Genomic DNA, 26,285 nt, shown 5'->3' on the forward strand with positions numbered 1-26,285 from the left:
CGATTGGCCCCCGTCGGAGTTGTTTGATGCTGTCTCTGCTCACCGAACATCCGTTGTTCTGCGCGTTGATCCTGATCCTCCTCGATCTGGGTTTATGGCGTCTGATCAGTTCCCATGGCAGCGAGTGGAAACTGCTGGTGCGGGTGCTGATTTTCAGCCTGTTCAGCGTGCTGCTGTTCAACGAAGGCCTCAATCCCATGGAGCCGGCGCCGTGGGCCGACAACGTGCCGCTGCACCTAGCGGCGACTGGCCTGCAGATTGGCTGGTGGCTGTTCGGTGCGCGCACCCTGACGGTGTTGATCGGCGCGGTGATGATGCAGCGGGTCGGCCACACCGGGCGGTTGTTGCAGGACTTGCTCGGCGCGGTGATTTTCCTCATCGCGATCATCGCGGCGCTGGCCTATGTGCTGGATCTGCCGGTCAAAGGCGTACTGGCGACCTCCGGGGCGTTGGCGATCATTGTCGGTCTGGCCTTGCAGAGCACGCTCAGCGATGTGTTTTCCGGGATCGTCCTCAACACCACCAAGCCTTATCAACTCGATGACTGGATTTCCATCGACGGCACCGAAGGCCGGGTTACCGATATCGACTGGCGCGCCACGCGCCTGCAAACCAGTCAGGGCAGCATGGCGGTGATCCCCAACTCGCTGGCGGCCAAGGCCAAGATCATCAATTTCAGCCGGCCGAGCAATATGTTTGGTGTCGCGGTCAGCGTGCAGGTAAGCCCGCATGCGCGGCCCAATTCGGTGATCGATGCGCTGGAGCGGGCGATGCAGGGCTGTCGCCAGTTGCTCGACATACCTGCGCCGAGCGTCGCACTGAAAAGCTCCGGCAGCAGTGGCGCGGAATACGAGATCAGCGGTTTCGTCGCCTCAATGGGCGAGAAACGGGTGGTGCGCAATCAGTTGTTCGATCTGGCCTATCGGCACTTGCAGGCCTCCGGGGTCAATCTGCTGTCGAGCGATGAAAGTGCTGCGCCGACCAACCTGTCGCGGCCCCGGGCGTTGCTCGACAGCTCGCCGATTTTCTCAACCCTGCGCCAGGAAGAGAAGGACACCTTCAGCCAGAACATGAGCCTGCAAACCTTCCGCGCCGGCGAAGTCATTCTGGCGGGCGGGGAGGTCAGCGATCACTTGTTCATTATCGAGTCCGGTGTGGTGTCGGTGACGTTGAAGCGCCACGGTACACCGTTCGAGTCCGGGCGCATGGGGCCGGGCGAGGTGATTGGCGAGGCAGGAATCTTGTCCGATACCGCGTTGCCGGCGGACTTTTCGGCGAAGACCTTTTGCGCGTTGTATCGCATCGAGAAGTCGTACCTCAAACCGTGCCTCGATGCGCGTCATGATATCCACGACGCGATGCAGACGCTGCTCGATTTCCGCCTGCACAAGGCGCAATCCCTGACCGAGGAAGCGCCGGCGGTTGTACCCAAAAGAGGCTTTTTGCAGTGGCTGCGTAATCGCGCCTGAAGGGTCAGGTAGCGAGTTTCTGTTCCAGGTGCAGACGCACCTGTGGCCATTCGTCATCGATGATGCTGAAGCGCACCGAGTTGCGCTTGCGCCCGTCCGGCATGATCCGCTCGTGGCGGACAATACCTTCCTGCTGCGCGCCAAGCCGCAGGATCGCGTTACGCGACTTCTGGTTGTTCTCGTCAGTGGTGAACTGCACGCGCACGCAGTCGAGCACTTCGAAGGCGTGACGCAGCATCAGGTATTTGGCTTCGGTGTTGACGAAGGATTTCTGCCAGCTCGCGGAGATCCAGCTGCTACCGATTTCCAGTTTGCGATTGAGCGGGTCGATCTTCCAGAAGCGCGTCGAGCCGATGACTTGGCCGCTATCTTTCAACACGATCACGAACGGCATCACCGTGCCGGCGTCACGGCCATCGAGTGCCTTTTTCAGATAACTGTCGACAGTGCTGGGCGAAGGCACCACGGTGACGGTGAGGTTCCACAACTCGCCGTCAGCGGCAGCGTGGAGCAGGGCGTCGGCATCTGAATACTGGAGCGGGCGCAAGAGGATGCGCTGACCTTGCAGCGTGGTTTGCATGGGATTCCGGTCTCGGCAGTGCGGGTAAAAGGCGAGTGCCCATTACGCCGCACGAGACTGATCCGATGCAACCGGCGCGATGATCACGGGGTCACAATTTTTACAGCCCTTGGGCAGGAGCCTCAGCCGATGAAAAACCTGCGAATCGCCACTTACAACGTCAACGGTTTACGCGCGCGTTTGCCGAACCTGCTGGATTGGCTCAAGCGCGAGCAGCCGGATATCGCCTGCCTGCAAGAACTCAAATCCGTCGACACGGCGTTTCCCGCAGCAGAACTGGAAGCCGCCGGTTACGGCGCGATCTGGCAGGGCCAGGCCTCCTGGAACGGTGTAGCGATTCTCGCCCGCGATGCGCAGCCGCTGGAGAGCCGGCGCGGTCTGCCGGGTGATCCCGATGACAAGCACAGTCGTTATCTGGAAGCGGCGGTGCATGGCGTGTTGGTCGGTTGCCTGTACCTGCCCAACGGCAACCCGCAACCGGGGCCGAAATTCGATTACAAACTAGCGTGGTTCGAACGGCTGATCAGCTATGCAAAGGACCTGCAAAGCAGCGATCACCCGGTGGTGCTGGCCGGCGACTACAACGTCGTGCCCACCGACATGGACATCTACAACACTCGCTCCTGGCTCAAGGATGCGCTGCTGCAACCCGAGAGCCGCGAGTGTTATCAGCGCTTGCTCGATCAGGGCTGGACCGATTCGCTGCGGCATCTGTATCCCGAGGATCGGCTCTATACGTTTTGGGATTACTTTCGGCAGCATTGGCAAACCAACTCCGGTCTGCGCATCGATCATCTGCTGCTCAACCCGGCGCTGAGTCCTTATCTGCATGAAGCCGGCGTAGACGCCTGGGTGCGCAATGAACCGCACGCCAGCGACCATGCGCCGACGTGGATTCGCATCGGTTCCCGCAAGAAACGCTAGCGGGCGATTGGCGAAATCAATTGTCGAAAACAGTGCCTGATCCCGTATACATGGCGACCATCAACGCAGTGACCTGCGGCCCCATGCATAAGGATCGAGCAATGAGTGAGCCACGCCTGACGAATCTGAAGCTGTACCTGCAACGTCTGGGTTTTGAAACGCCACCGGAACCGACACTGGTGACCCTGCGCTTGCTGCAACTGCGCCATACCGGCGTGTTCCCTTTCGAGAATCTGGCGACGATTACCGGCGCGCCGGTGTTGATCGATCTGCCGTCCATTGAAGAGAAAGTCCTGCTCGGTGGGCGCGGCGGTTACTGCTATGAACTGAATAACTTGTTCTTTGCCCTGTTGCTGGAACTGGGCTTCGACGCTCGGGCCATCAGCGGGCGCGTGGTAATGAATCAGCCCGAAGGCAGCTGGACAGCGCGCACACACCGTTTGAGTCTGGTGACTATCGACGACGTGCGCTACATCACAGATGTCGGCTTCGGTGGCATGGTGCCGACTGCACCGCTGCTCCTTGACACCGAGACTGAGCAACCAACGCCTCACGAACCTTATCGCATTGAGAAACAGGCCGACGGCTACATGCTGCGTGCCAACGTGGCGGGTGAATGGCGGCCGATGTACCTGTTCGACCTGCAACGCCAGGAAGACATCGATTACACCATTGGCAACTGGTACGTCTCGACCCATCCTGAGTCACCGTTCAGTCAGCGCCTGATGGTTGCGCGCACCGGTGAGGGCTGGCGCAAGACGCTGAACAACGGCAGCTTCGCTGTTCACCGCATGGGCGCCGAGAGCGAGCGGCGTGATATCGCGGACGCCGGGGATCTACTCGGTCTGCTTGAGGTTGAGTTCGGGATTCGGGTCGCGAGCCCGGAGTTGTTGAGGCCGGTGCTAGGACGCCTTATCGAGTCTGGTCAGGGATCTTCAGCGTAAGCATCGACCTGGATCGTGAACAGATTGATCTTGGCCCACGACTCCCGTTGCCTGACCTCTGTCTCCTCTGAGCCAATGCTGATGAGGTAGTTGATGCCTGTTGCCGGGTCTCTGAAACCATTTTGGGTCGAGTCCCAGACACAACAGGCGCGCGTGATCGGCGAAATCCCGAAGTGCTGTTCAAGGTACTGTTCGGCTTTCGAAGCATTGGCCCCGGACACTTCATAGCTGGCGGAAAATGGCTGGCCCATGCGGTCAAGCGCCTGTGTGCAGCCTTTGAATTCAACAAACGATGGCTTGTCTGCGAGCTTCGACAGAAAGTCATCACAGCCAAAGTCGGCACTGGCGCTGTTGGCAACGACCAGCAACAGCGCGGGTATTAATCGGATAAGTAGCAACCGTTTCAATTATTTCTCCACCAGCAATTCACCGACATATTTCCCGCCTTCACCTTTAACTCGCCGGCAGATCAGGTAGTCGTAGATGTCGTTCCATTTGATCAGCTCATAAAAGGTGACACAGCCGTCGGACAAATGACCGACGTGGATGTAACGACTGCTGTTGCCTTTTGTGCCTTGCAGTTCGATTGGAAACCAGACGTCGGTGCAATGCAGATTACCTTGTGCCTTGTAGCCATCCGTGGAGATATTTCCGTGGGAGCGGTCCGGGGCCATGATCCGGTGGCGTCCGGGAGGGATCGGGGTAAATTCGCCGCCCCACTGGCTGTTCAGCGTCACCTTCGCCGTTTTGCCATTGAAACTGACCTGTGCCCATTGCTGCAGGAGTTTGCCTTTGAACTCCGAGACCGCATGAACCGGTGCACCGGTGTACTTGACCTTGACGGTGGCCGGCGCCGTTGGCGGGGTATCCATCAGGTACTTCAAGGCATTTTCGGTTTTCAGGCTGGCCGTCTGCCCGACGAACTCCGAATTGCCGTCGGCAATCCGGAAGTAGGTTCGACCACCGGACTCTTTGGTGAAGGTCACTTTGGTGTATTCGCAGAGGGCGATGAGCGTGCCTTTTGGTTCGAGTTTTACACTCAGCCAGCCGTTTTCGTCGGCTCGTTTGGTGTATTTGGTGACAACGGCTGCGGGATGCGTACTGCCACCCTGTCGATTCGAGGGAGCCCGGTTATTGCTGAGGATTGCCTGCGCCATGCTGGTTACAACTCCTTTCAGGTGAATTCAGCCACTGGTTCTTCCTGTTCAGGCCAGGTCGTCAGGCTCCAGATGCAGCAGTTCGCTCGCTCGGGTCGATACTCTCTGGGTCAGTCCGCGCTCATTGGTGACGCCACGGATTACCTTGCCAGACGCGGTGGTGATTTTGTAAGCGAAGTCGGGGACAGGCTCGCCGTCGGCGTCCAGTAACGTGAACTGTTCGTCGAAACCCAAGTTGATCGGCGGAACGGGACTGATCGGCGCGCCACCACCACTCTGGCCAATGATGACGGTGCCGGAACCGCCGACGATAACGTCGCCGTGGCTGCCCTGACTGCCTTGGGTGGCGGCGTTTTTACCGTTGATGAAGACGGTTGCGGAAATGTTGCCGCTGATGGCGCTGCCGCAAGAGGCTGGATCGCCAAGGCGCGCGGCAGGCAGACCATCGAAGAATACGTCGGGAGAACCGGCAACTATTTTCTGCGCCGCATGGGCAGGGCATGTTGTGGCGTCTGTGGCGCGTGCAGCGGGTTTTCCACTCATGGTGACTTCCTTTTCTTGCCCGGCTGGGGGCATCCGTTGGTCCGTACAGCATGGCTTCTGATCGTGCCACGTGATGAGGGGGTACTCAAGACATCAGGCCGTTTGAGTGACGAGTAACTCGTGCCTGATATTTTGTATACAAAACCATGGACACTTGTCGCGAGTTTTGAATACAGTGTGCGCATAACAAAAACCAGGGAACCCCCCACCATGAAAACGCCCCATGTTTCACACCAACGGCCCGAGGACGAAAATCTCGGGGTCGGCGCGAATATGGCTTACGGCCTGCAACATGTTCTGACCATGTACGGCGGTATCGTTGCGGTGCCACTGATCATCGGCCAGGCGGCCGGCCTGTCGCCGGCGGACATTGGTTTGCTGATTGCTGCTTCATTGTTTGCGGGGGGGCTGGCGACGCTGCTGCAAACCCTGGGTCTACCGTTTTTTGGTTGTCAGTTGCCGCTGGTGCAGGGCGTGTCGTTCTCCGGTGTGGCGACCATGGTCGCGATCGTCAGCAGTGGCGGGGAGGGCGGCTTCCAGTCGGTGCTTGGCGCAGTGATTGCCGCGTCCTTGATCGGCTTATTGATTACGCCGGTGTTCTCGCGAATCACCAAGTTCTTCCCGCCGCTGGTCACCGGCATCGTGATCACCACCATCGGCTTGACGCTGATGCCGGTGGCCGCACGCTGGGCCATGGGCGGCAACAGCCATGCGCCGGACTTCGGCAGCATGCAGAACATCGGTCTGGCGGCGGTCACGCTGGTGCTGGTGTTGCTGCTGAGCAAGGTCGGCAGCTCGACCATCTCGCGTCTGTCGATCCTGTTGGCCATGGTGATCGGCACGGTGCTGGCGGTGTTCCTTGGCATGGCGGATTTCTCCAGCGTCACCACGGGGCCGATGTTTGGCTTCCCGACGCCGTTCCATTTCGGCATGCCGACCTTCCACTTCGCCGCAATTCTGTCGATGTGCATCGTGGTCATGGTGACCCTGGTGGAAACTTCGGCGGACATTCTTGCGGTCGGTGAAATCATCGGCACCAAGGTCGATTCCAAACGCCTGGGCAATGGCCTGCGGGCAGACATGCTGTCGAGCATGTTTGCGCCGATTTTCGGTTCGTTCACCCAGAGCGCCTTCGCCCAGAACGTTGGGCTGGTGGCGGTTACCGGGATCAAGAGCCGTTACGTGGTCGCTACTGGCGGTATCTTCCTGGTGATTCTTGGTCTGCTGCCGTTCATGGGCCGGGTTATCGCAGCAGTGCCGACGTCGGTACTCGGCGGCGCCGGTATCGTGCTGTTCGGCACGGTGGCAGCGAGCGGTATCCGTACGCTGTCGAAGGTTGATTACCGCAACAACGTCAACCTGATCATCGTCGCCACTTCGATCGGTTTCGGCATGATCCCGATTGCCGCACCGAACTTCTACGATCACTTCCCAAGCTGGTTCGCGACCATTTTCCATTCGGGCATCAGCTCGTCGGCGATCATGGCGATCCTGCTCAACCTGGCGTTCAACCACTTCACCGCCGGTAACTCGGATCAGCAGTCGGTGTTTGCTGCGGCGGAAGAGCGGACCCTGCGCTATCGCGACTTGGCGGCGCTGCGTGAAGGCGATTACTTCAGCGACGGCAAGCTGCATGACTGCGATGGCAAGGAAGTGCCGGTCATTGAGCCTGATGATCACGATCATGGGCAGGGTGCGTCGAAGGTGCAGGTAAAGAGTAGCGAGCACGTCTGACGGCTGTCTCTAAACAAAAAGGGCCGATCTATTACACACAGATCGGCCCTTTTTCATTTCAAGATCAAAAGATCGCAGCCTTCGGCAGCTCCTACACAGATCTCATGCTCCGCCGATTCTGCGGATGAACGCTGAATCTGTAGGAGCTGCCGAAGGCTGCGATCTTCAGATCTTTTCGAGCGCCCACAAAAAAGCCCCTGAATCTTTCGATTCAGGGGCTTTGCTATTTGGCTCCACAACCTGGACTCGAACCAGGGACCCAATGATTAACAGTCATTTGCTCTACCAACTGAGCTATTGCGGAATTGGTGCGTATGTTACTGATTCAAAAAGAGAAGTCAAGCGCAGGTTGTAAAATTAGCTGAATCCTCGGGACGAACGGTGACTTGTCAGCGATTGGCGGTTACCAGAACTGCGGTAGAGGTCTACCATGGGCGCCCGGAAGTGGTCACACGCGCTGCCGGCCATTCGCCGAAAAAGGTCTGCGTCATGAACCATTTATCCCGCAACAGCGAGGTGTTCGCATGAGCATCGCGCAAATCAGCCTACCCAAGGGCGTTGGCCCTCACGCCGAAAAACTCTTCGATGCAATCACCCAGGCCAGCACCGCTGAGGAATTGAACCGCGCCGGTGGCAAGGCCGAAGGCTTCGTCCTGGGTCTTGAAAGCACCAAGGCGATCAAGAGTCAGATCGCCGAATCGCTGTACGTCGTTTATGACGACGCCGCGAGTCAGCGTGCGATCGAACTGGCTTAACTGCCGAAGGTGATGGTGCCCATCATCAGTTTGGCGTAAGCCGCGGTGGCGGCCAGTTGCACCAGCCACAGGACCAGGCCACCCAGGAACACCCCGGCGGCGACTTGCAGTACCAGGCTCTTTTCGCGCTTGGCCGATGCGCGGGGGATGAAATCATCCAGATCGTCACGGTCGGCGCGCAGGTTGTCGTTTTTCATATTGGGTCTCTTCAGAAATCTCGGGTGTACACAAAACCTGTAGGCCTTCGCCTGCTCGCGATAGCGTCGTGTCAGTCGAAGCTTCATTACCTGACACGCCGCTATCGCGAGCAGGCTAACTCCTACATTTTGGATTTGTGTGCAGTCTAGAGGGTATGGGGCGTTATCCGGGACAAATAAAAAACGGGAAGCCCCAAGGCTTCCCGTTTTTCATCACAGTGCGAAATCAGATGACCTGAACAATCGCATCCGTTACCGCCTTGATGTTGCTCTGGTTCAGCGCAGCCACGCAGATGCGGCCGGTGTCCAGGGCGTAGATGCCGAACTCGTTACGCAGGCGATGCACTTGTTCAGTGGTCAGGCCTGAGTAGGAGAACATGCCGCGCTGACGACCGACGAAGCTGAAGTCGCGGCCCGGGGCTTTCTCTGCCAGCAGGGCAACCATCTGCTCGCGCATGCCGCGAATGCGCAGACGCATTTCCGCCAGCTCGGCTTCCCATTGTGCACGCAGTTCCGGGCTGTTCAATACAGCTGCAACGATGCTTGCGCCGTGGGTCGGCGGGTTGGAGTAGTTGGTGCGGATCACACGCTTGACCTGCGACAGCACGCGCGCGCTTTCTTCTTTCGATTCGCTGATGATCGACAGCGCACCAACGCGCTCGCCGTACAGCGAGAACGATTTGGAGAACGAGCTCGAAACGAAGAAAGTCAGACCGGACTCAGCGAACAGGCGCACGGCCGCGGCGTCTTCATCGATGCCGTCGCCAAAACCTTGATAGGCCATGTCGAGGAACGGCACGTGACCTTTGGCTTTAACCACTTCCAGCACGTTGTTCCAGTCCGCCGGGGTCAGGTCGACGCCGGTCGGGTTGTGGCAGCAGGCGTGCAGGACAACGATCGAGCCGTTCGGCAGGGCGTTGAGGTCGTCGAGCATGCCAGCACGATTCACATCGTGGCTGGCTGCGTCGTAGTAACGGTAGTTCTGCACCGGGAAGCCGGCGGTTTCGAACAGGGCACGGTGGTTTTCCCAGCTTGGGTCACTGATCGCCACGACGGCGTTCGGCAGCAGTTGCTTGAGGAAGTCGGCACCGATCTTCAGTGCGCCGGTCCCGCCGACGGCCTGAGTGGTGATGACGCGACCGGCGCTGATCAGCGGCGAGTCGTTGCCGAACAGCAGCTTTTGCACGGCCTGGTCGTAGGCGGCGATACCATCGATCGGCAGGTAGCCGCGCGAAGCGTGTTGAGCGGCGCGAACGGTTTCGGCTTCGATCACGGCGCGCAGAAGTGGAATTCGCCCCTCTTCGTTGCAGTAAACACCCACGCCCAGGTTGACCTTGGTGGTCCGGGTATCGGCGTTGAATGCTTCGTTGAGGCCCAGGATTGGATCGCGGGGTGCCATTTCGACAGCGGAGAACAGGCTCATTATTGCGGCGGCTCTGAATGGAGAATGGAGGGACGTGTCGCGCTCCAGCCGGATGCACTAGAGCGGTGCACAAACGGGGAGCTAGTATAGAGGCCATTACTGAATAATGGCGACAGGCGATTCGGCTTTTAGGGTAAGTTTTTCCGATTATTTCTTGACCGTTAGTCGACTGCTCGTGTCAGAGTCTTTACCGGATGTAGGACGTTTGCCTTGAAAGGTGAGGCAATCGCCACCACATTGAGCACAATCCAGGTTTTTTCTTGCGCGACACCGGTCGTTTGCGGTCGTCCCCGTGGTGTTCCGCTTTGCTCGGAATGCCGCGATCCCAGAGGTGTATATGTCCGAATTCCAGCTCGTCACCCGCTTCGAGCCCGCCGGCGACCAGCCAGAAGCCATCCGCCAATTGGTGGAGGGCATCGAGGCCGGGCTGGCGCACCAGACGCTGCTCGGTGTGACCGGCTCGGGCAAGACCTTCAGCATCGCCAATGTCATTTCGCAGATTCAGCGCCCGACCCTGGTGCTGGCGCCGAACAAGACCCTTGCTGCGCAGCTGTACGGTGAGTTCAAGGCGTTCTTCCCGAATAATGCCGTCGAGTATTTCGTTTCCTACTACGACTACTACCAGCCTGAAGCCTATGTGCCGTCGTCCGACACCTTCATCGAGAAGGATGCGTCGATCAACGACCACATCGAGCAGATGCGCCTGTCCGCAACCAAAGCGTTGCTGGAGCGTAAAGACGCGATCATCGTCACCACGGTGTCGTGCATCTACGGTCTGGGTAGCCCGGAAACCTATTTGAAGATGGTGCTGCACGTCGATCGCGGCGACAAACTCGATCAGCGTGCGCTGCTGCGGCGGCTGGCCGACTTGCAATACACGCGCAATGACATGGACTTTGCCCGCGCGACTTTCCGTGTGCGCGGCGACGTGATCGACATCTATCCGGCGGAATCCGATCTGGAAGCGATCCGCATCGAGCTGTTCGATGACGAGGTCGAAAGCATTTCCGCGTTCGACCCGCTGACCGGCGAAGTCATCCGCAAGATGCCGCGCTTCACCTTTTACCCGAAGAGCCACTATGTAACGCCACGCGAAACCCTGCTCGACGCCATCGAACACATCAAGGTCGAATTGCAGGAACGCCTCGAATACCTGCGCAGCAACAACAAACTGGTCGAAGCCCAGCGTCTTGAACAGCGCACCCGTTTCGACCTGGAGATGATCCTCGAGTTGGGTTATTGCAACGGCATCGAGAACTACTCGCGCTACCTGTCCGGTCGCCCGGCCGGCGCGGCGCCGCCAACGCTCTACGATTATCTGCCGGCCGATGCTTTGCTGGTGATCGACGAATCCCACGTCAGCGTGCCGCAGGTCGGCGCGATGTATAAGGGCGACCGTTCGCGTAAGGAAACCCTCGTCGAATACGGCTTCCGTTTGCCGTCGGCGCTGGACAACCGGCCGATGCGGTTTGACGAGTGGGAAGGGGTCAGCCCGCAGACCATTTTCGTCTCGGCGACGCCGGGCAACTACGAAGCCGAGCACGCCGGGCGGGTGGTCGAGCAAGTGGTGCGGCCGACTGGCCTGGTCGACCCGCAGGTTGAAGTGCGTCCGGCACTGACTCAGGTCGACGATCTGCTCTCGGAAATCAGCAAACGCGTGGCGGTCGAGGAGCGGGTGCTGGTCACCACGCTGACCAAACGCATGGCCGAAGACCTTACCGATTACCTCGCCGATCACGGCGTGCGCGTGCGTTATCTGCACTCGGATATCGACACCGTTGAGCGCGTGGAAATCATCCGTGATCTGCGCCTCGGTACCTTTGATGTGCTGGTCGGGATCAACTTGCTGCGTGAAGGCCTGGACATGCCGGAAGTGTCGCTGGTGGCGATCCTCGACGCCGACAAAGAAGGCTTTCTGCGTTCCGAGCGTTCGCTGATTCAGACCATCGGCCGGGCGGCGCGTAACCTCAATGGCCGGGCGATTCTTTACGCCGATCGGATGACTGGTTCGATGGAGCGGGCGATTGGCGAAACCGAGCGGCGTCGCGACAAGCAGATCGCCTTCAACCTGGAAAACGGCATCACTCCGCGCGGGGTGATCAAGGACGTCGCCGACATCATGGAAGGCGCCACCGTGCCGGGTTCGCGCAGCAAGAAGCGCAAAGGCATGGCCAAAGCCGCCGAAGAGAACGCCAAGTACGAAGCAGAACTGCGTTCGCCGAGCGAGATCACCAAGCGTATTCGTGCGCTGGAAGAGAAGATGTATCAGCTGGCGCGGGATCTGGAATTTGAAGCGGCGGCGCAGATGCGCGACGAGATTGCCAAACTGCGCGAACGGCTTTTGGCTGTGTAAGGAGGATCGTTCCCACGCTCTGCGTGGGAATGCAGCCCCGGACGCTCCGCGTCCGCTGTGACGCAGAGCGTCGCCGGAGTCATTCCCACGCGGAGCATGGGAACGATCAGTTGCAGTTAGTGGGACTCCCCAGCCTTCAGCCCTTGCGGCAATTTCTTGGTCAACAAAATCGCCAACATGCTGATCCCCAGCGCAATCCCGACAAAGTGAAACGCATCGTTGTAAGCCATGATCGCCGCCTGCTGATGGACGATCTCGCTCAGCTTGCCCAACGCCGCCGTATCACTGCCAAACCGATCAGTCATCGACGCCAACCGCTCGGCCACCTGCGGATTGGTCGGCACCACCGCCTCGCGCAAATAATCGAAGTAAGTCTTGGTGCGCGCATCCAGAAGCGTCGCCAACAAAGCAATCCCGATCGCACCGCCGAGGTTACGCAGAATATTGAACAGACTCGACGCCGACCCCGCATCCTGCGGCAAAATGTAAGCCGTGGCGATCAGCGAAATGGTCACCATGATCAGCGGCTGCCCCAGCGCTCGAATGATCTGGATCTGATTGAACTGCGGCCCGGCAAAATCCGGGTTGAGCACCCCCGATGAAAAACTCGCCAACCCGAACAGCCCAAAGCCGATCGTGCACAGCCATTTCGGCGAGACAAACTTCATCAACTTCGGCACCAGCGGAATCAGGAACAGCTGCGGCACGCCCATCCACATGATCACTTCGCCGATCTGCAGGGCGTTGTAGTTCTGGATCTGCGCCAGATACAGCGGCAACAGATAGATTGAACCGTACAACCCGACACCCATGCCCAGACTGGAAATACTCGACAGACCGAAATTGCGATTACGCAGGATGCCCAGATTGATCAGCGGATTCGGTTTGGAAATCTGCACGATCACAAAGGTAATCAGGCTGAGCAGGGCAATGCTGCCCAGGGTCACGATCAGGCTCGACTCCAGCCAATCCTTGCGATGGCCTTCTTCAAGGAATACCTGCAGACAACCGAGGCCAATCCCCAGCGTGAGAATGCCGGTGTAGTCGGTGCTTTTCAGCAGTTCCCAGTGCGCTTCTTTCTTCTCCAGCCCGTACATCAGGCCGGCAATCATGATCAGGCCCGGCGGAATGTTGATGTAGAAGATGTATTCCCAACCCCAGTTTTCCGTGAGCCAGCCGCCCAGCGTCGGGCCGATGGATGGGGCGAAGGTCGCGGTCATGGCAAACATCGCCATGCCTTTGGCGCGGTGGTGTTCGGGGAGTTTGATCAAGGTCAGGGTGAACGCCAGCGGGATCAGCGCGCCGCCGGTAAAACCCTGCATGGCGCGGAAGACGATCATGCTCTCCAGGCTCCAGGCCATCGAGCACAGCAGCGATGAAACCAGAAAGCCCAGCGACACCCACACCGCCAGCCGTCGTGCCGACAGCAGTTGCACCAGCCACGCGGTCAGCGGAATCATGATGATTTCCGCGACCAGATACGAGGTGGAAATCCACGAGCCTTCTTCCAGCGTCGCCGACAGTGCACCCTGAATATCTTTCAGTGACGAGTTGGTGATCTGAATGTCGAGCACGGCCATAAAGGCGCCGAGCATCACGCTCATCACCGCAATCCAATCGCGCCGGGTCGGTTCGCCGACCGGGCGGATCAGCGAATCACCGGCCATTGTCCGGGGCGTCTTTGATGTTCACTTTGGCAGTGACGGACATGCCCGGGCGGATCTTGCCGTGCAGCGGGTTGTCGGCCTTGAAGGTCAGTTTCACCGGAATGCGTTGCACGACTTTGGTGAAGTTGCCGGTGGCGTTGTCCGGCGGCAACAGGCTGAATTGCGCGCCAGACGCGGCGAACAGGCTGTCGACCCGCGCTTCGATCGGCGTGTCGCCATAGGCATCGAAGGTCAGCTCGGCTTTCTGCCCGGGTTGCATGCGGCCGATCTGGGTTTCCTTGAAGTTGGCCTGCACCCAGATATCTTCGTCCGGGACGATCGACAGCAGGTAAGCGCCAGCCTGCACCACTTGGCCGTTACGGGCGGCGCGCTGGCCGACCAGACCACTGATTGGTGCGTGGATTTCGCTGCGGGTCAGGTTGAGTTCGGCTTGCGCCAGATCGGCGCGGGCGTTGGCGATCTGTGCGTCGAGGCGTTTGATTTCTGCGTTCAGGGCGTTGACCTGCTGACGCTGACCTTGCGCATCGGCCTGCGCCTTGGCCACTTGCGAACGGGCGATATGAGCGTCAGCGGAGAGGGTGGTCACGCGTTCTTCGGAAACGTAACCGGGCTTGCGCAGGGTTTCGGCACGCGACAAATCCATCTGCGAGCGCCCGAGCGTTGCTTGGGTGGTTGCCACTTGTGCGTCGCTGGAAGCAATCAGACTGGCTTGCTGAGTCAATTTGCTTTGCGCTTGCAGGCGCTCGGCTTCGCGGGTGGCGAGGGCGGCATTGGCGCGATCGATGGCCAGACGGAAGTCATTCGGTTCGAGGCGCACCAGCAACTGGCCTTTTTCCACGTGTTGATTGTCCTGCACCAGCACTTCATCGATGCGCGCGCTCAACTGGCTCGAGACACGGGTGATTTCGCCCTGGACATAAGCGTTGTCGGTGCTTTCATAAAAGCGTCCCTTGAAGAACCACTGGGCGAAAAAGCCCCCGGCGACCAGCAGGACGAGCAGTAGGAAAATCAACAGGCGACGCTTGAGTTGGGCAGGCATGGGCAAACTGTAGTCGATGAATTGTAAGGAAAGTTATCAGCAGGCGAATCTGGCATACAGCCGATAAACGGTAAATGCCATCCGCTGATATTTGCCCATTCACCACGGCTTACGGGCGTTCCAGACGCAAACTTGGCTTAAATGCCCTGCCCGCTGGAGCGGGGCGGGTGTCGCCTGTTACCATTCGCCGCTTGATTGTTTTGCTTTTCATTCTTTTCGAGACATGCCATGACCACCGTCCGCACTCGCATCGCGCCATCGCCTACCGGGGACCCCCACGTAGGTACCGCTTACATCGCATTGTTCAACTACTGCTTTGCCAAGCAGCATGGCGGTGAGTTCATCCTGCGCATCGAAGACACCGACCAGTTGCGTTCGACCCGCGAGTCCGAACAGCAGATATTCGACGCCCTGCGCTGGTTGGGTATCGAATGGAGCGAAGGCCCGGACGTTGGTGGCCCGCACGGTCCATACCGTCAGAGCGAGCGCGGCGACATCTATCAGAAGTACTGCCAGCAACTGGTCGACATGGGTCACGCGTTCCCGTGCTTCTGCACCGCTGAAGAGCTGGATCAGATGCGCGCCGAGCAAATGGCTCGCGGCGAGACCCCGCGCTACGACGGCCGCGCACTGTTGCTGTCGAAAGAAGAAGTCGCCGCCCGTCTGGCCGCTGGCGAGCCGCACGTTATCCGCATGAAAGTGCCGAGTGAAGGCGTTTGCGTGGTGCCGGACATGCTCCGTGGCGACGTCGAGATCCCGTGGGATCGCATGGACATGCAAGTGCTGATGAAGACCGACGGCCTGCCGACATACTTCCTCGCCAATGTGGTTGACGACCACCTGATGGGCATCACCCACGTGCTGCGGGGCGAAGAGTGGCTGCCATCAGCACCGAAACTGATTCTGCTTTACGAGTACTTCGGCTGGGAGCAACCAGAGCTGTGCTACATGCCGCTGCTGCGTAACCCGGACAAGAGCAAGCTGTCCAAGCGCAAGAACCCTACCTCGGTGACATTCTACGAGCGCATGGGCTTCATGCCGGAAGCGATGCTCAACTACCTCGGCCGCATGGGCTGGTCGATGCCGGACGAGCGCGAGAAGTTTTCGCTGCAGGAAATGGTCGACAACTTCGATCTCAAGCGTGTCTCGCTGGGCGGGCCGATCTTCGACATCGAGAAGCTGTCGTGGCTCAACGGCCAGTGGCTGCGTGATCTGCCGGTGGAAGAGTTCGCTGCACGCGTGCAGAAGTGGGCGTTCAATTCCGAATACATGATGAAGATCGCGCCGCACGTTCAGGGCCGCGTTGAAACCTTCAGCCAGGTTGCCCCGTTGGGCGGGTTCTTCTTCGCCGGCGGCGTCAATCCGGATGCCAAGCTGTTTGAATCGAAAAAGCTTTCGGGCGATCAGGTTCGCCAGTTGATGCAGTTGATCCTGTGGAAGCTGGAAAGCCTGCGTCAGTGGGAGAAGGACAACATCACCGCGACGATTCAGGCCGTGGTCGAATCGCTGGAGTTGAAACTGCGCGATGCGATGCCGCTGATGTTTGCTGCGATCACCGGTCAGGCGAGTTCCGTCTCGGTGCTCGATGCCATGGAAATCCTTGGCCCGGATCTGACCCGTTATCGTCTGCGGCAGGCGATTGACCTGCTGGGTGGCGTGTCGAAGAAAGAAAACAAAGAGTGGGAAAAGCTGCTGGGCGCTATCGCCTAAGCGCTTGCGGCTTTGTGCAGGAGCTGCCGAAGGCTGCGATCTTTTGATCGTGCCTTCGGCGCTTCTCCCGAATTTACGGGGGGGAGAGCGGTAAGTGATTGTTATGCCGACGAAAAATTTTGAAATTTTTCAAAAATAAGTTTGACAGGCTTTCGATACGCCCTTAAGATTCGCCCCGTCCTCAGCGATGACATCAACGATGAGGGGCTATAGCTCAGCTGGGAGAGCGCTTGCATGGCATGCAAGAGGTCGACGGTTCGATCCCGTCTAGCTCCACCAATTTACACTTCGAAGCCTGGCCACACCGGCTCCGAAGCGATCAACACTAAGCGTTGATCAGTTGTATAGAAGGGTTTGCGTCCCCTTCGTCTAGTGGCCTAGGACACCGCCCTTTCACGGCGGTAACAGGGGTTCGAGTCCCCTAGGGGACGCCAGTTTTACAGAAGTGATGTTGCAAAATGTCACTCCGCCGCGAGGCGAAAAATCCGGGGCTATAGCTCAGCTGGGAGAGCGCCTGCATGGCATGCAGGAGGTCAGCGGTTCGATCCCGCTTAGCTCCACCAATTTACAGTTCAAGGTCTGGCCACACCGGCCTTGAATCGATCAGTTCTCAGCGCTGATCAGTTGTATAGAAGGTTTGTGTCCCCTTCGTCTAGTGGCCTAGGACACCGCCCTTTCACGGCGGTAACAGGGGTTCGAGTCCCCTAGGGGACGCCACGATTACCCGCTCTGCGGGATTTTATAAGGGTCATTCAATTATTGAATGGCCCTTTTGTTTGTCTGGCGTTTGGCCAATTCTCCTTTTTCCTTACACTGTGCATCAGACCAGCGGTCATATCCTTGACTTGCGGAATATTATTATGCGAATAATATTCTAGTCGTAATATTCGGAGGCAACGATGAACGATAAAAAAGCTCAAACCCGCGAACGCATCCTCAAGGCTGCCAGCGCCGCACTGATCCAGCGCGGCCCGGCTGACCCTAGCGTGGGCGAAGTGATGGGCGCGGCCGGCCTGACCGTTGGCGGTTTCTATGCGCACTTCGAAAGCAAGGACGCGATGATGCTGGAAGCGTTCAAGCAGCTTCTCGGCCGCCGCCGCGACCTGATTGCCGACATGGATGCCGAACTGACCGGGGAAGAGCGCCGCGCCTTGGTCGCCGCGTTTTACCTGTCGCGCAAGCATCGTGATTCCAGCGACGCGGCATGCCCGATTCCAGCGTCGATCGGCGAGCTGGGGCGTTTGCCGGAATCGTTCCGCGTCGCGCTGAACGAGCACCTGGAATTGATGATTGCGCAGTTGGCGTCCAGCCCCGAGGACACCGACAAAGCCCTGGCCGACGTGGCCCTGATGGTGGGTGGTCTGGCACTCGCAAGAGCGCTCGGCCCGGGAGATTTATCCGATCGATTGCTGCGCGCTGCTAAGTCGGCGGTGCGTTGACCTGAAGGCAACACGCCTGAGGAGAGAGCGATGAACACGTTGAAGTGGGTTCGTGGCGTTAATGGCACCTTGGGCTGGATTGCACCGAAACGCGTGGCGAGCAAAATGCGTCTGGCATTCATGACGCCACGTTCGCTGCCTCTTCGTGATTGGGAGTTGCCGCTGCTGGCCAGTTCCGAACGCATCACTTTGCGCTTTGGCCTCTCGGCGCTGCGCTGGGGCCAAGGCCCGACAGTGCTGCTGATGCACGGCTGGGAAGGGCGGCCAACCCAGTTCGCCGCGCTGATTACTGCGCTGGTCGATGCCGGGTATACCGTCGTCGCGTTGGATGGTCCGGCTCACGGTCGTTCGCCGGGGCGTGAAGCCAATGTCGTGTTGTTCGCTCGGGCAATGCTCGAAGCCGCTGCCGAGTTGCCGCCATTGCAAGCGGTGATCGGTCACTCCATGGGCGGCGCCAGCGCCATGCTCGCCGTGCAACTGGGCTTGCGCACCGAAACCCTTGTCAGCATCGCCGCACCTGCGCGAATTCTGGGTGTACTGCGCGGTTTCGCCCGCTACGTCGGTATGCCGCCGCGAGCGCGCTCCGCCTTCATCCGTCAGGTCGAGCAAGATGTCGGTATGCGCGCCGCGACGCTCGACGTTGCCCACTATCAACTGGATATGCCCGGCCTGATCGTGCATGCCGAGGACGACAATTTCGTCTCGGTCAAGGAATCGCAACTGATCCACGAATCCTGGTTCGACAGTCGCCTATTGCGTCTTGAAGGCGGCGGGCACCAGCGCGTGCTAGCCGACCCTCGGGTGATTGATGGCGTGTTATCACTGCTGGCCGGCCGCAGCCTTCAGGCGCGCCAATCGGCCTGAGCTCCGTTACACTGCTCCGGTTGAATACTTTGACCAGGAGTGGGGCATGGGTTGGGATCGGGCAACGCCGTTTACCATTGATCTGCAAGTAGGCGCTGAGGATATCGACGGGTTGGGCCACGCGAATAACGCCGTATACGTGACCTGGCTCGAGCGCTGCGCCTGGCGCCACTCGCAGCGTCTGGGCCTGGATCTGGTCGAGTATCGGCGACTGGATCGGGCGATGGCCGTGGTCCGTCACGAGATCGATTATCTCGCCGCCGCCTATGAAGGCGACGAACTGCAATTGGCAACCTGGATTGTCGATTGGGATCAACGCTTGAAGATGACCCGGCATTTCCAGCTCAAGCGCCCGAGCGACAACACCACGTTGTTGCGCGCGCAGACCACGTTTGTCTGCATTGAGCTGTCCACGGGCAAGCCGAAGCGCATGCCGGCCGAGTTCGTCGAGGGCTACGGACCGGCGATCCTGGCACTAGCCTGACCCGATCTCTGTAGGAGCTGCCGAAGGCTGCGATCTTTTGATCTTGATCTGCAAACAGCAAAATCAAAAGATCGCAGCCTTCGGCAGCTCCTACAAGGGATCTGCGGATTTGCGCGATATCCAGTAAACTGCCGCACGTTTTTCTTCAAGTAGTGTGTTCCCATGCAAATTGCTCTGGCGCCCATGGAGGGGTTGGTCGACGACATTCTCCGCGACGTGCTGACCCGCGTTGGCGGCATCGACTGGTGTGTGACCGAGTTCATTCGGGTCAACGACCAGTTGCTCACGCCGGCCTATTTCCACAAGTTCGGCCCGGAGTTGCTCAACGGTGCCCGCACCGCCTCCGGTGTGCCATTGCGCGTGCAATTGCTCGGTTCCGACCCGGTTTGCCTGGCGGAAAACGCTGCACTGGCCTGCGAACTCGGCTCCGAAGTCATCGACCTCAACTTCGGCTGCCCGGCCAAGACCGTGAACAAGTCCCGTGGCGGCGCGGTACTGCTCAAAGAGCCGGAGCTGCTTAACCAGATCGTCGAGCACGTGCGTCGCGCTGTACCCGCGCACATTCCCGTCACCGCAAAAATGCGCCTGGGCTTCGACAGCCCCGACGGTTCGCTGGTCTGCGCCACTGCGCTGGCTGAAGGCGGCGCCGAGCACATTGTGGTTCATGCCCGAACCAAAATGGACGGCTACAAGCCGCCGGCGCATTGGGAGTGGATTCCGCGCGTGCAGGAGGTGGTCAAAGTCCCGGTGTTCGCCAACGGTGATATCTGGAGCGTCGAAGACTGGCGGCGTTGCCGCGAAATCAGTGGCGTGGAAGACATCATGCTCGGTCGCGGTCTGGTCTCGCGCCCGGATCTGGCCAAACAGATCGCTGCCGCTCGCGCTGGTGAAGAAGTGGTTGAGATGACCTGGGCCGAGCTGATGCCGCTGATCCAGGACTTCTGGCTGCAAGCCAAAGCGCAGATGACTGCACGCCAATCGCCAGGCCGCTTGAAGCAATGGCTGGCCATGCTGACGCGCAATTATCCCGAGGCTGCCGAGCTGTTCACCGTTCTGCGTCGTGAAACTGAGCCGGATCATGTCTCGCGTCTGCTCGGTCTGCCAGTGGCTGAAGCGGCCTGAAAAAAATCTGCAAATAATCTCTTGAAATCATTTCAGCGGTCCCTATCTAAGGGGTACGCGATGCCGAATTCGGGTCGCGGAGTCAAAAAACCTTGCTGATTGTTTTCAGGAGATTTGAACCATGAGTACTGCATTTTCCCTCGCGCCACTGTTCCGTTCCTCGGTAGGTTTCGACCGTTTCAACGACCTGTTCGAAACCGCCCTGCGCAACGAGCCAGGCAGCAGCTACCCACCTTACAACGTCGAAAAGCACGGTGATGACCAATACCGCATTGTCGTAGCGGCAGCCGGTTTCCAGGAAGAAGACCTGGAACTGCAAGTCGAGAAAGGTGTGCTGACCATCAGTGGCGGCAAGCGTGATGCCAACGAAGGCGTGACCTTCCTGCACCAGGGCATCGCCCAACGTGCTTTCAAGCTGTCCTTCCGCCTGGCCGATCACATCGAGATCAAGGCTGCGGATCTGAAAAACGGTCTGCTGAGCATCGACCTGTTGCGAGTGATCCCGGAAGAAGCGAAAGCCAAACGCATCCCGATCAACGGGGTGGAGAAGCCGGCGTTGCAGCACTGAGTCATGTGCCGCAACACAATCGTCTGAACCGGCGATGAGCCGCTGAATGAAGGCCCCGATACGTCGGGGCCTTTTTTGTGCGCGCAAAGAAAGCGGACGCAACGTTTGCCGCTGCCTTTGTGGCTCTTTACAATCCGCGCCAACAAGGCCGGCACTCCCTAATTCCCGCTGGCCCCGGAGCCTTTGTTCATGGACGAAATGGAACAGCGCTGGCTATACGCGCTTTCTGCGCCTTTGGTCGCCCTCAATCCCGACGCCGATTACACCGCACCCACCTATTGCTTTGACCTCAAACATGTCGATGTCGAAGGTGGTTGGGGCATCACTACGCGCGAACAACTGTTGGACATGCTGCGTACTGCCGATGACGGCCACGCTACGCAGTTGAACGAAGCCTATCGGCAATGGGAGCGGTGTCTGCCGTCCGAATGGCAGGCCTTGCTCGCAACACTCGACACTCGCCAGCGAGCTTTCTACGAATTCGCCAGTCGCACATTTGGCGAGTGCGGTTCAGGTGGCATCCGTGCCTGGGACCTTGGCCGCATGGGTTTTCTGCTGCGTTCTGCGGTGCTGCACGGCTGGATCGATCTCACCGAAAGCCTTTGGCTGCATGGTCGCATGGCGGCACGCGCGCGCTACTACTACGACAGTTGGACGAGCTACCTTAACGGCTTTGTCTTCGGCAAAGCCTTCTGGCATTGCCTGGGCAACAAGGATGAAGAGCTGGAACACGAATATGACCGGCAAGGCGATTACATAGGCACCACCGTGGTCATCAGCAAGCTTGATCGTGATGCGCGCGCGCTGTTCGCACAATTGCCGTGGGACATGCCCCTGCATCCACCCGAGCGGCCTGATTCGCTAGGGGAGTTCGACTGGTCATGAGCTGCTGGATTCGCTTGGGTATCGAGCCCACCAAAGACAACGACGTCATTCGCGGCGCCTATCGCGCGCGCTTGCCGCAGCACCACCCGGAAACCGATCCGGAAGGTTTTCAGGCGTTGCGTGAGGCCTATGAACTGGCACTACGCTTTGCCCGCGAGGAAGCCGAGGAACCGGATCAACCGGTTGCAGGTGAGGTCAGTCCTGCCGATCAGACGATGGCCGACTTTGAAGCATTGCTGCTTGATCCAGCGCGTCGCTTTCACCCGGTGGCCTGGCAGGCATTCAACCTTGAGCTGGACCGTCTGCCGCTGGAGGTACTGGACGAAGTTTGCTGGCCATTGCTACGTGAGTTGCTCGACGCCGGCCCGATTTCCCATGTCTGCGCCCGTTTGTTGGCCCAGCGCCTGGGATGGGCAAGCCGCATGCTGGATCTGGATTTCGACAACGCACGGCATGTCGACGAGTTTTTGCAGCGGATCAGCGCGGCGGATCCGTTCGACACCTCGTTGATGAGCCATTGGCCCGCTGTCGCGCAACTGGAAACTCTCTGGTATGTGCGCACCCTGAATCACCTGCACCGAGAGGCGTCGCTCGACGACTACCGTCATTTCGCCGGCCTGCACACTTGCATCCCGCTGCCTGCTGATGACGGGTTATTGCAACGCCTGGCCATACAGTTCAGTCAGGCTGATATCGCCAACAAAGACTTTCTCGACATTATCAGCGAGCAGCACCGGCTTGCACCTGAAGATGTCGACTGGCTGTATCTGTTGGCCTGTCAGCGCAGTGCGCTGGGAATGGAAGAGTTGGCACTGCAGGCGTGGGTGCGGCTCTGGCGCGAACATCAGCATCCGAAAGCGGCGACGTGGTTACTGGCATTGTGCGCGCGACATCAGCCTCAGCGCCTGCCGCTGCTGATTCAGGCCTTTGATCGTCTGGAAAACTTCCGCGACTGGTCCGAGGATCTGAGCGATGTCAGCCAAGAGTACGGCAGTCCATCGCAGCGCCCGGAGACACTCGGGCGTTGGTTTAGGGCCAGGCAACTCGAGTTGCAGGACATTGCCGGTGCATTTGTCGAATGGCGTATCAGTGGTGACGAGTTGCCGTTGTTGGCGGCGCTGATCATTGACAGTGATGACCGGCCGCTGCAAACGCTTTACCAGCATGCCTGGGCTTTGCACCGTGGTGATGTGCCATTGCTGCGACGCATCATGGAGGCATCCGAGCCGGAGGATGTGCTCGATCAACTGGTGCTGGAAGGCTTGCAGTATCAGGCCGGGCAGCAGATCTGCTGGTTGACCCGGGCGCCGATTCCTCAGGCCCTGGAAGCGTTTCTGGCCAGTGACTCGACACTGCCGCCGGCGCTGGAAAAGGGCGAACCGCTTGAACTCAGCCTGCTGTGGATGCGCCGTTTGCGCACTTACGACGCCCGATCGCTGGCGCGGCTTGCCCAAGCGTTCAGTCTCGACAAACGTGACGAACGGCTTGCGGGGCTCAAGTTGCAAGCGCAACTGGCCGCGCAAGGCATGCTGCTTCCGGCCGTCGATAGCTATTCTGATGTCTGGGAATGGCATCGTCAGGCGATTTACCTGCTGGCCACCCTCGACGATCCGACGCGTTGGCTGGACGCGCAATCGGCACACTGCGTCGACACCATGAATATTGCGCGTGAACACCCCTTGGCCCGTTTGCAGCCGCTGCTCTGTCGCCTGAATCGCGAGCAGGGCTGTGCCAGTGGCCTGCTCGGCTGGCTGCAAGCGGCGGATCCGGTGCACTCGCTGCTCGCGCGCAAGTTGTTCAGTGTGCATGAGGCGCTCGACAGCACTCGGCTGTTGGGTAATGACCGTTTGTTCGAGTGCATGCGCAGCGACATCGCCAGCTTCAACGAAGATTTGCTCGGGCGCATGCTCTTGGGTGGAGTCCTTTACCACGACCCGTTGCTCACTGCGCAACAGCGCAAATACCTGCTGGAAAGTATCACCGAGGTGGTCAATCCACAGGACTGGTTCGACGGCTTCCGTCACAGTCTGATCAAGGGTGAGCCTGTTCACCCGCCCCGTGAGGCTCTCACGGAGGAGGGTGTCAGCGACGCCTTTTACCTGGCGCTGGATGTGCTGAAGGATCTGGTGCGTTTTGGCAATCTGGGCGTGCCAAGGCAGAAAGTTCTGTTGCGCATGCAGCGGGCCAAGGATGACCCGGAAAATGGACTCGGTCTGCGCTTCGCATTCAGCGCATTGCTGTCGTGGTCTGAGCGTTTGCTGCTGGCCAAGGCAGAGACCCGTCCAACCCCCGCCGGAGCGTTCTGGCGCCTGGGTACCCGGCTGGGGCGCGGGGCGTTTATCTGGCAGGTGATTGGCGCGTTGCTGGTGACGCCCGTGGCGGCGTTGCTCAGCGGTACGCCCGTGTCCGGCATCGTCGTGTTGCTACTGGGTCTGGCGTTTCTGCTCGGTGCGGTCCTGCGCCGTTTGCATGACATGGGGCGGGGCATTCCGATGTTACTGATTTTGGTAATGCTGTCGCCGGTGTTGCCGTTCCTGCCGCTGATACTGTTCGGTTTTCCCGGAGAGAAGCTGCCCAATCGTTATGGCGTGCCACCGGACAGTGGCGGTGAAGGCACCTTGTCCGGTGGTTTGCAGGCGACCTTGCGGCGACTTATCGGCTAGAGGCGCAACTCATCCAGTACCTTGTTGAGTTGTGAGCGGTGGCTGGCGATTTCTTCCGATCGCTGGCCGCCCAGCACCGTGGTGAAACTGTCCAGCCAGTCGGCAATCCGCTGGCGTTCTTCGCCCAGACTTTGCGTCCACGCCCGTTCCAGTCGAGCCAGCAGGGTTCGGTTGGGCAGCGTGTCGCGGGGGTGAATTTTCAGTGTACTCAAGCGTTCATGACTGGTTTGCCGCGATTGCGCATCGAGTCCGGTCGGGCTGCGGTCAATGCTGTGGCTGTGGCGTTCGCCCGTCCCTGGCAGGGTGACGTCAACTTCGAGCAAACCGTTGATGTCATAACTGAAGCGCACATCCAGCGCCTGGATATCATCGCTGGGCGTCAGCGTGACATCGAAAGCATCGATAAAAATGTTGTCGCGTACCCACGGACGTTCGCCCTGATAGACCGCAATACGGATGACTTCCTGCCGTGGAGATGTCGTGTGGTAACGCTCCACCCTTGAGGTCGGAATGATGGTATTGCGCTCGATGATCGGCGAAAACGCGCCTTTGATGTCTTCGCCGCGTATGGTCGAAATCCCCAGCGTATACGGGCAGACATCCGTCAGAATCAACTCTTCAACCGCCCCGTCACGCGCCTTGCACGCCGCTTGCGTCGCCGCCCCGAGCGCAACAATGGTATCCGGATCAAGATGCCGGTAAGGTAGGCGCCCGAACAGCGTGGCAACCATTTGCTGCACCGCCGGCATGCGCGTGGCGCCGCCGACCAGCACCAGGCTGTCGAGGTCGCGGGGCTTGAGTCGGGCATCGCGCAGGGCCTGTTCGATCGGCGCGCGCAAACGGGCCAGTAGCGGCTCCCAGATTTTTACCGCCGCCGCTTCGTCCAGTGACCATTCGAAGGTCTTGTCGGCGTGGCGCCAACTCAGTTGTTGAATGCCTTCGCCGAGTTTGCATTTCAGTTGCTCCAGGGCATCACCGAGGCTGGCCATGCTTTGCGCATCGACCATTGCCGGAGTCAGTTGCCAGTGCTTCAGGCAGGCCTGCAACAGCGCGGCAGTGAAGTCTTCGCCGCCGAGAAAGTTGTCGCCGGTGGAGGCGTGCACTTCGATCAGTGGCAACGCGTATTCCAGTACCGTGACGTCGAAGGTGCCGCCGCCCAGATCGAAGATCAGCGTGCGTTCGAATTTCTGTTCATGCAGCCCGTAAGCCATCGCGGCGGCGGTCGGCTCGTTGATCAGGCGTGTCACCGAGAGCCCAGCCAGTTCGGCGGCAAACAGCGTGCGTTTGCGTTGTTCGTCGCTGAAGTACGCCGGCACGGAAATCACTGCTTCCGAAACCGCGTGGCCGAGAAAGGCTTCGGCGTCCTGCTTGAGTGAGCCGAGTACCAGCGCCGACAACTCTTCCGGGCTGAACTGACGTGTACCGAGCTGGACTTGTTTATCGCTGCCCATGAAGCGCTTGAACGCTGCAGCGGTGCGATCAGGGTGCGTGGTCAGGCGCGCGCGCGCGGCTTTACCGACCAGAATCGTGTCGTCTTCATCGAGACTGACTACCGATGGCGTCAGCACATCACCCAGGGCGTTGGGAATCAGTCTGGCCTGACCGTCCTGCCAGACGGCGATCAGACTGTTGGTGGTGCCAAGGTCGATGCCCAGCAGAGCCGGGCGGGGGAGGGTTGCATCCTGCATGACAGATCTCGAAACGGCGCAAAAAACGCGACCCTACAGGTTGCTGCAAATCGTGGCAATTGCGCGTCTGTTGCAAC

Annotated in this window: 23 protein-coding genes and 5 tRNA genes; 18 read left to right on the forward strand and 10 right to left on the reverse strand. The window is 59.4% G+C overall.

Annotated features, from left to right (window positions below; genetic code table 11):
- Positions 1 to 26 precede the first annotated feature (26 nt).
- Positions 27 to 1,469 (forward strand): mechanosensitive ion channel family protein, encoded by a 1,443-nt coding sequence (locus ACOYXH_RS06460; protein WP_095047672.1) that lies wholly within the window; start codon positions 27 to 29, stop codon positions 1,467 to 1,469.
- A 4-nt stretch (positions 1,470 to 1,473) separates the two neighbouring features.
- On the opposite strand, the gene ACOYXH_RS06465 is transcribed toward ACOYXH_RS06460, so the two are convergent.
- On the reverse strand, positions 1,474 to 2,049 hold the full coding sequence (locus ACOYXH_RS06465) for a GNAT family N-acetyltransferase (protein ID WP_095047671.1): 576 nt from the start codon (positions 2,047 to 2,049) through the stop codon (positions 1,474 to 1,476).
- Positions 2,050 to 2,178: 129 nt separating this feature from the next.
- On the opposite strand from ACOYXH_RS06465, the gene xth reads away from it, so the two are divergent.
- Both xth and ACOYXH_RS06475 read left to right on the forward strand, forming a co-directional pair.
- The gene (gene xth, locus ACOYXH_RS06470) at positions 2,179 to 2,973 is read left to right on the forward strand and encodes an exodeoxyribonuclease III (protein WP_095047670.1); all 795 of its coding nucleotides are present in this window, start codon (positions 2,179 to 2,181) and stop codon (positions 2,971 to 2,973) included.
- 101 nt (positions 2,974 to 3,074) lie between these two features.
- Entirely contained in the window at positions 3,075 to 3,917 is an 843-nt protein-coding gene (locus ACOYXH_RS06475) for an arylamine N-acetyltransferase family protein (RefSeq protein ID WP_095047669.1), read from the forward strand.
- Here ACOYXH_RS06475 and ACOYXH_RS06480 read toward each other — a convergent pair.
- The 3 genes from ACOYXH_RS06480 to ACOYXH_RS06490 are packed head-to-tail and all read right to left on the reverse strand — an operon-like array spanning position 3,899 to position 5,617.
- Complete coding sequence (locus tag ACOYXH_RS06480; RefSeq protein ID WP_095047668.1) at positions 3,899 to 4,324, reverse strand: DUF4952 domain-containing protein; 426 nt, start codon at positions 4,322 to 4,324, stop codon at positions 3,899 to 3,901. The two genes, ACOYXH_RS06475 and ACOYXH_RS06480, sit on opposite strands and share 19 nt — an antisense overlap.
- Positions 4,325 to 5,074: a hypothetical protein gene (locus ACOYXH_RS06485; RefSeq protein ID WP_095047667.1), complete on the reverse strand. Its 750-nt coding sequence runs from the start codon at positions 5,072 to 5,074 to the stop codon at positions 4,325 to 4,327.
- 48 nt (positions 5,075 to 5,122) lie between these two features.
- Positions 5,123 to 5,617, reverse strand: coding sequence for a PAAR domain-containing protein (locus tag ACOYXH_RS06490; RefSeq protein WP_095047666.1), 495 nt, complete (start codon positions 5,615 to 5,617; stop codon positions 5,123 to 5,125).
- A 210-nt stretch (positions 5,618 to 5,827) separates the two neighbouring features.
- On the opposite strand from ACOYXH_RS06490, the gene ACOYXH_RS06495 reads away from it, so the two are divergent.
- The gene (locus ACOYXH_RS06495; protein ID WP_095047665.1) at positions 5,828 to 7,351 is read left to right on the forward strand and encodes a nucleobase:cation symporter-2 family protein; all 1,524 of its coding nucleotides are present in this window, start codon (positions 5,828 to 5,830) and stop codon (positions 7,349 to 7,351) included.
- Positions 7,352 to 7,579: 228 nt separating this feature from the next.
- Here ACOYXH_RS06495 and ACOYXH_RS06500 read toward each other — a convergent pair.
- Positions 7,580 to 7,655, reverse strand: a tRNA-Asn gene (locus ACOYXH_RS06500).
- A 220-nt stretch (positions 7,656 to 7,875) separates the two neighbouring features.
- Here ACOYXH_RS06500 and ACOYXH_RS06505 point away from each other — a divergent pair.
- On the forward strand, positions 7,876 to 8,106 hold the full coding sequence (locus ACOYXH_RS06505; protein WP_093432041.1) for a hypothetical protein: 231 nt from the start codon (positions 7,876 to 7,878) through the stop codon (positions 8,104 to 8,106).
- Here ACOYXH_RS06505 and ACOYXH_RS06510 read toward each other — a convergent pair.
- Both ACOYXH_RS06510 and ACOYXH_RS06515 read right to left on the reverse strand, forming a co-directional pair.
- Positions 8,103 to 8,303, reverse strand: a complete 201-nt coding sequence (locus tag ACOYXH_RS06510) for a hypothetical protein (protein ID WP_095047664.1) — start codon at positions 8,301 to 8,303, stop codon at positions 8,103 to 8,105. The genes ACOYXH_RS06505 and ACOYXH_RS06510 overlap by 4 nt on opposite strands.
- 226 nt (positions 8,304 to 8,529) lie before the next feature.
- Entirely contained in the window at positions 8,530 to 9,726 is a 1,197-nt protein-coding gene (locus ACOYXH_RS06515) for an amino acid aminotransferase (protein WP_095124833.1), read from the reverse strand.
- A 337-nt stretch (positions 9,727 to 10,063) separates the two neighbouring features.
- Between ACOYXH_RS06515 and uvrB the strand changes: the two genes are divergently transcribed.
- A complete protein-coding gene (gene uvrB, locus ACOYXH_RS06520; RefSeq protein WP_007913411.1) occupies positions 10,064 to 12,079 on the forward strand; it encodes an excinuclease ABC subunit UvrB in 2,016 nt (671 codons plus the stop codon).
- Positions 12,080 to 12,195: 116 nt separating this feature from the next.
- On the opposite strand, the gene ACOYXH_RS06525 is transcribed toward uvrB, so the two are convergent.
- Both ACOYXH_RS06525 and ACOYXH_RS06530 read right to left on the reverse strand, forming a co-directional pair.
- Complete coding sequence (locus ACOYXH_RS06525) at positions 12,196 to 13,746, reverse strand: MDR family MFS transporter (RefSeq protein ID WP_095047662.1); 1,551 nt, start codon at positions 13,744 to 13,746, stop codon at positions 12,196 to 12,198.
- Complete coding sequence (locus tag ACOYXH_RS06530; RefSeq protein WP_460410387.1) at positions 13,736 to 14,785, reverse strand: HlyD family secretion protein; 1,050 nt, start codon at positions 14,783 to 14,785, stop codon at positions 13,736 to 13,738. Before ACOYXH_RS06530 ends, ACOYXH_RS06525 begins: the two co-directional genes overlap by 11 nt.
- A gap of 228 nt (positions 14,786 to 15,013) precedes the next feature.
- On the opposite strand from ACOYXH_RS06530, the gene gltX reads away from it, so the two are divergent.
- The 12 genes from gltX to ACOYXH_RS06590 all read left to right on the forward strand — a co-directional run bounded on the left by gltX (position 15,014) and on the right by ACOYXH_RS06590 (position 24,520).
- Positions 15,014 to 16,495 (forward strand): glutamate--tRNA ligase, encoded by a 1,482-nt coding sequence (gene gltX / locus ACOYXH_RS06535; RefSeq protein ID WP_095124828.1) that lies wholly within the window; start codon positions 15,014 to 15,016, stop codon positions 16,493 to 16,495.
- Between the two features lie 203 nt (positions 16,496 to 16,698).
- Positions 16,699 to 16,774: transfer RNA gene (locus ACOYXH_RS06540), tRNA-Ala, on the forward strand.
- A 79-nt stretch (positions 16,775 to 16,853) separates the two neighbouring features.
- Positions 16,854 to 16,929 (forward strand) — tRNA-Glu (locus ACOYXH_RS06545).
- A gap of 53 nt (positions 16,930 to 16,982) precedes the next feature.
- A tRNA-Ala gene (locus tag ACOYXH_RS06550) sits at positions 16,983 to 17,058 on the forward strand.
- A 78-nt stretch (positions 17,059 to 17,136) separates the two neighbouring features.
- A tRNA-Glu gene (locus tag ACOYXH_RS06555) sits at positions 17,137 to 17,212 on the forward strand.
- Between the two features lie 182 nt (positions 17,213 to 17,394).
- Complete coding sequence (locus ACOYXH_RS06560) at positions 17,395 to 17,934, forward strand: TetR/AcrR family transcriptional regulator (protein WP_339451052.1); 540 nt, start codon at positions 17,395 to 17,397, stop codon at positions 17,932 to 17,934.
- Positions 17,935 to 17,964: 30 nt separating this feature from the next.
- A complete protein-coding gene (locus tag ACOYXH_RS06565) occupies positions 17,965 to 18,798 on the forward strand; it encodes an alpha/beta fold hydrolase (protein ID WP_095124827.1) in 834 nt (277 codons plus the stop codon).
- A gap of 46 nt (positions 18,799 to 18,844) precedes the next feature.
- Entirely contained in the window at positions 18,845 to 19,282 is a 438-nt protein-coding gene (locus ACOYXH_RS06570) for an acyl-CoA thioesterase (protein ID WP_095047659.1), read from the forward strand.
- Positions 19,283 to 19,444: 162 nt separating this feature from the next.
- Complete coding sequence (locus ACOYXH_RS06575) at positions 19,445 to 20,404, forward strand: tRNA dihydrouridine synthase (protein WP_038363617.1); 960 nt, start codon at positions 19,445 to 19,447, stop codon at positions 20,402 to 20,404.
- Between the two features lie 121 nt (positions 20,405 to 20,525).
- Positions 20,526 to 20,972, forward strand: a complete 447-nt coding sequence (locus tag ACOYXH_RS06580) for an Hsp20 family protein (RefSeq protein ID WP_093432063.1) — start codon at positions 20,526 to 20,528, stop codon at positions 20,970 to 20,972.
- 189 nt (positions 20,973 to 21,161) lie between these two features.
- Positions 21,162 to 21,857 carry a DUF1266 domain-containing protein gene (locus ACOYXH_RS06585; RefSeq protein WP_095047658.1) on the forward strand — a complete coding sequence of 232 codons (696 nt, stop codon included), beginning with the start codon at positions 21,162 to 21,164 and terminating at the stop codon, positions 21,855 to 21,857.
- Positions 21,854 to 24,520, forward strand: coding sequence for a DUF805 domain-containing protein (locus ACOYXH_RS06590; RefSeq protein WP_258709524.1), 2,667 nt, complete (start codon positions 21,854 to 21,856; stop codon positions 24,518 to 24,520). Before ACOYXH_RS06585 ends, ACOYXH_RS06590 begins: the two co-directional genes overlap by 4 nt.
- Here the strand turns inward: ACOYXH_RS06590 and ACOYXH_RS06595 are convergent.
- Entirely contained in the window at positions 24,517 to 26,208 is a 1,692-nt protein-coding gene (locus tag ACOYXH_RS06595; RefSeq protein ID WP_320414127.1) for a molecular chaperone HscC, read from the reverse strand. The two genes, ACOYXH_RS06590 and ACOYXH_RS06595, sit on opposite strands and share 4 nt — an antisense overlap.
- Between the last annotated feature and the right edge of the window lie 77 nt (positions 26,209 to 26,285).

This window comes from Pseudomonas sp. Mb7, from assembly GCF_054790525.1.

Coding starts and splice junctions, on each gene's coding strand:
- ACOYXH_RS06460 (WP_095047672.1), top strand. CDS start 27: ATGCTGTCTCTGCTCACCGAACATCCGTTGTTCTGCGCGTTGATCCTG.
- ACOYXH_RS06465 (WP_095047671.1), bottom strand. CDS start 2,049: ATGCAAACCACGCTGCAAGGTCAGCGCATCCTCTTGCGCCCGCTCCAG.
- xth (WP_095047670.1), top strand. CDS start 2,179: ATGAAAAACCTGCGAATCGCCACTTACAACGTCAACGGTTTACGCGCG.
- ACOYXH_RS06475 (WP_095047669.1), top strand. CDS start 3,075: ATGAGTGAGCCACGCCTGACGAATCTGAAGCTGTACCTGCAACGTCTG.
- ACOYXH_RS06485 (WP_095047667.1), bottom strand. CDS start 5,074: ATGGCGCAGGCAATCCTCAGCAATAACCGGGCTCCCTCGAATCGACAG.
- ACOYXH_RS06490 (WP_095047666.1), bottom strand. CDS start 5,617: ATGAGTGGAAAACCCGCTGCACGCGCCACAGACGCCACAACATGCCCT.
- ACOYXH_RS06495 (WP_095047665.1), top strand. CDS start 5,828: ATGAAAACGCCCCATGTTTCACACCAACGGCCCGAGGACGAAAATCTC.
- ACOYXH_RS06505 (WP_093432041.1), top strand. CDS start 7,876: ATGAGCATCGCGCAAATCAGCCTACCCAAGGGCGTTGGCCCTCACGCC.
- ACOYXH_RS06510 (WP_095047664.1), bottom strand. CDS start 8,303: ATGAAAAACGACAACCTGCGCGCCGACCGTGACGATCTGGATGATTTC.
- ACOYXH_RS06515 (WP_095124833.1), bottom strand. CDS start 9,726: ATGAGCCTGTTCTCCGCTGTCGAAATGGCACCCCGCGATCCAATCCTG.
- uvrB (WP_007913411.1), top strand. CDS start 10,064: ATGTCCGAATTCCAGCTCGTCACCCGCTTCGAGCCCGCCGGCGACCAG.
- ACOYXH_RS06525 (WP_095047662.1), bottom strand. CDS start 13,746: ATGGCCGGTGATTCGCTGATCCGCCCGGTCGGCGAACCGACCCGGCGC.
- ACOYXH_RS06530 (WP_460410387.1), bottom strand. CDS start 14,785: ATGCCTGCCCAACTCAAGCGTCGCCTGTTGATTTTCCTACTGCTCGTC.
- gltX (WP_095124828.1), top strand. CDS start 15,014: ATGACCACCGTCCGCACTCGCATCGCGCCATCGCCTACCGGGGACCCC.
- ACOYXH_RS06560 (WP_339451052.1), top strand. CDS start 17,395: ATGAACGATAAAAAAGCTCAAACCCGCGAACGCATCCTCAAGGCTGCC.
- ACOYXH_RS06565 (WP_095124827.1), top strand. CDS start 17,965: ATGAACACGTTGAAGTGGGTTCGTGGCGTTAATGGCACCTTGGGCTGG.
- ACOYXH_RS06570 (WP_095047659.1), top strand. CDS start 18,845: ATGGGTTGGGATCGGGCAACGCCGTTTACCATTGATCTGCAAGTAGGC.
- ACOYXH_RS06575 (WP_038363617.1), top strand. CDS start 19,445: ATGCAAATTGCTCTGGCGCCCATGGAGGGGTTGGTCGACGACATTCTC.
- ACOYXH_RS06580 (WP_093432063.1), top strand. CDS start 20,526: ATGAGTACTGCATTTTCCCTCGCGCCACTGTTCCGTTCCTCGGTAGGT.
- ACOYXH_RS06585 (WP_095047658.1), top strand. CDS start 21,162: ATGGACGAAATGGAACAGCGCTGGCTATACGCGCTTTCTGCGCCTTTG.
- ACOYXH_RS06590 (WP_258709524.1), top strand. CDS start 21,854: ATGAGCTGCTGGATTCGCTTGGGTATCGAGCCCACCAAAGACAACGAC.
- ACOYXH_RS06595 (WP_320414127.1), bottom strand. CDS start 26,208: ATGCAGGATGCAACCCTCCCCCGCCCGGCTCTGCTGGGCATCGACCTT.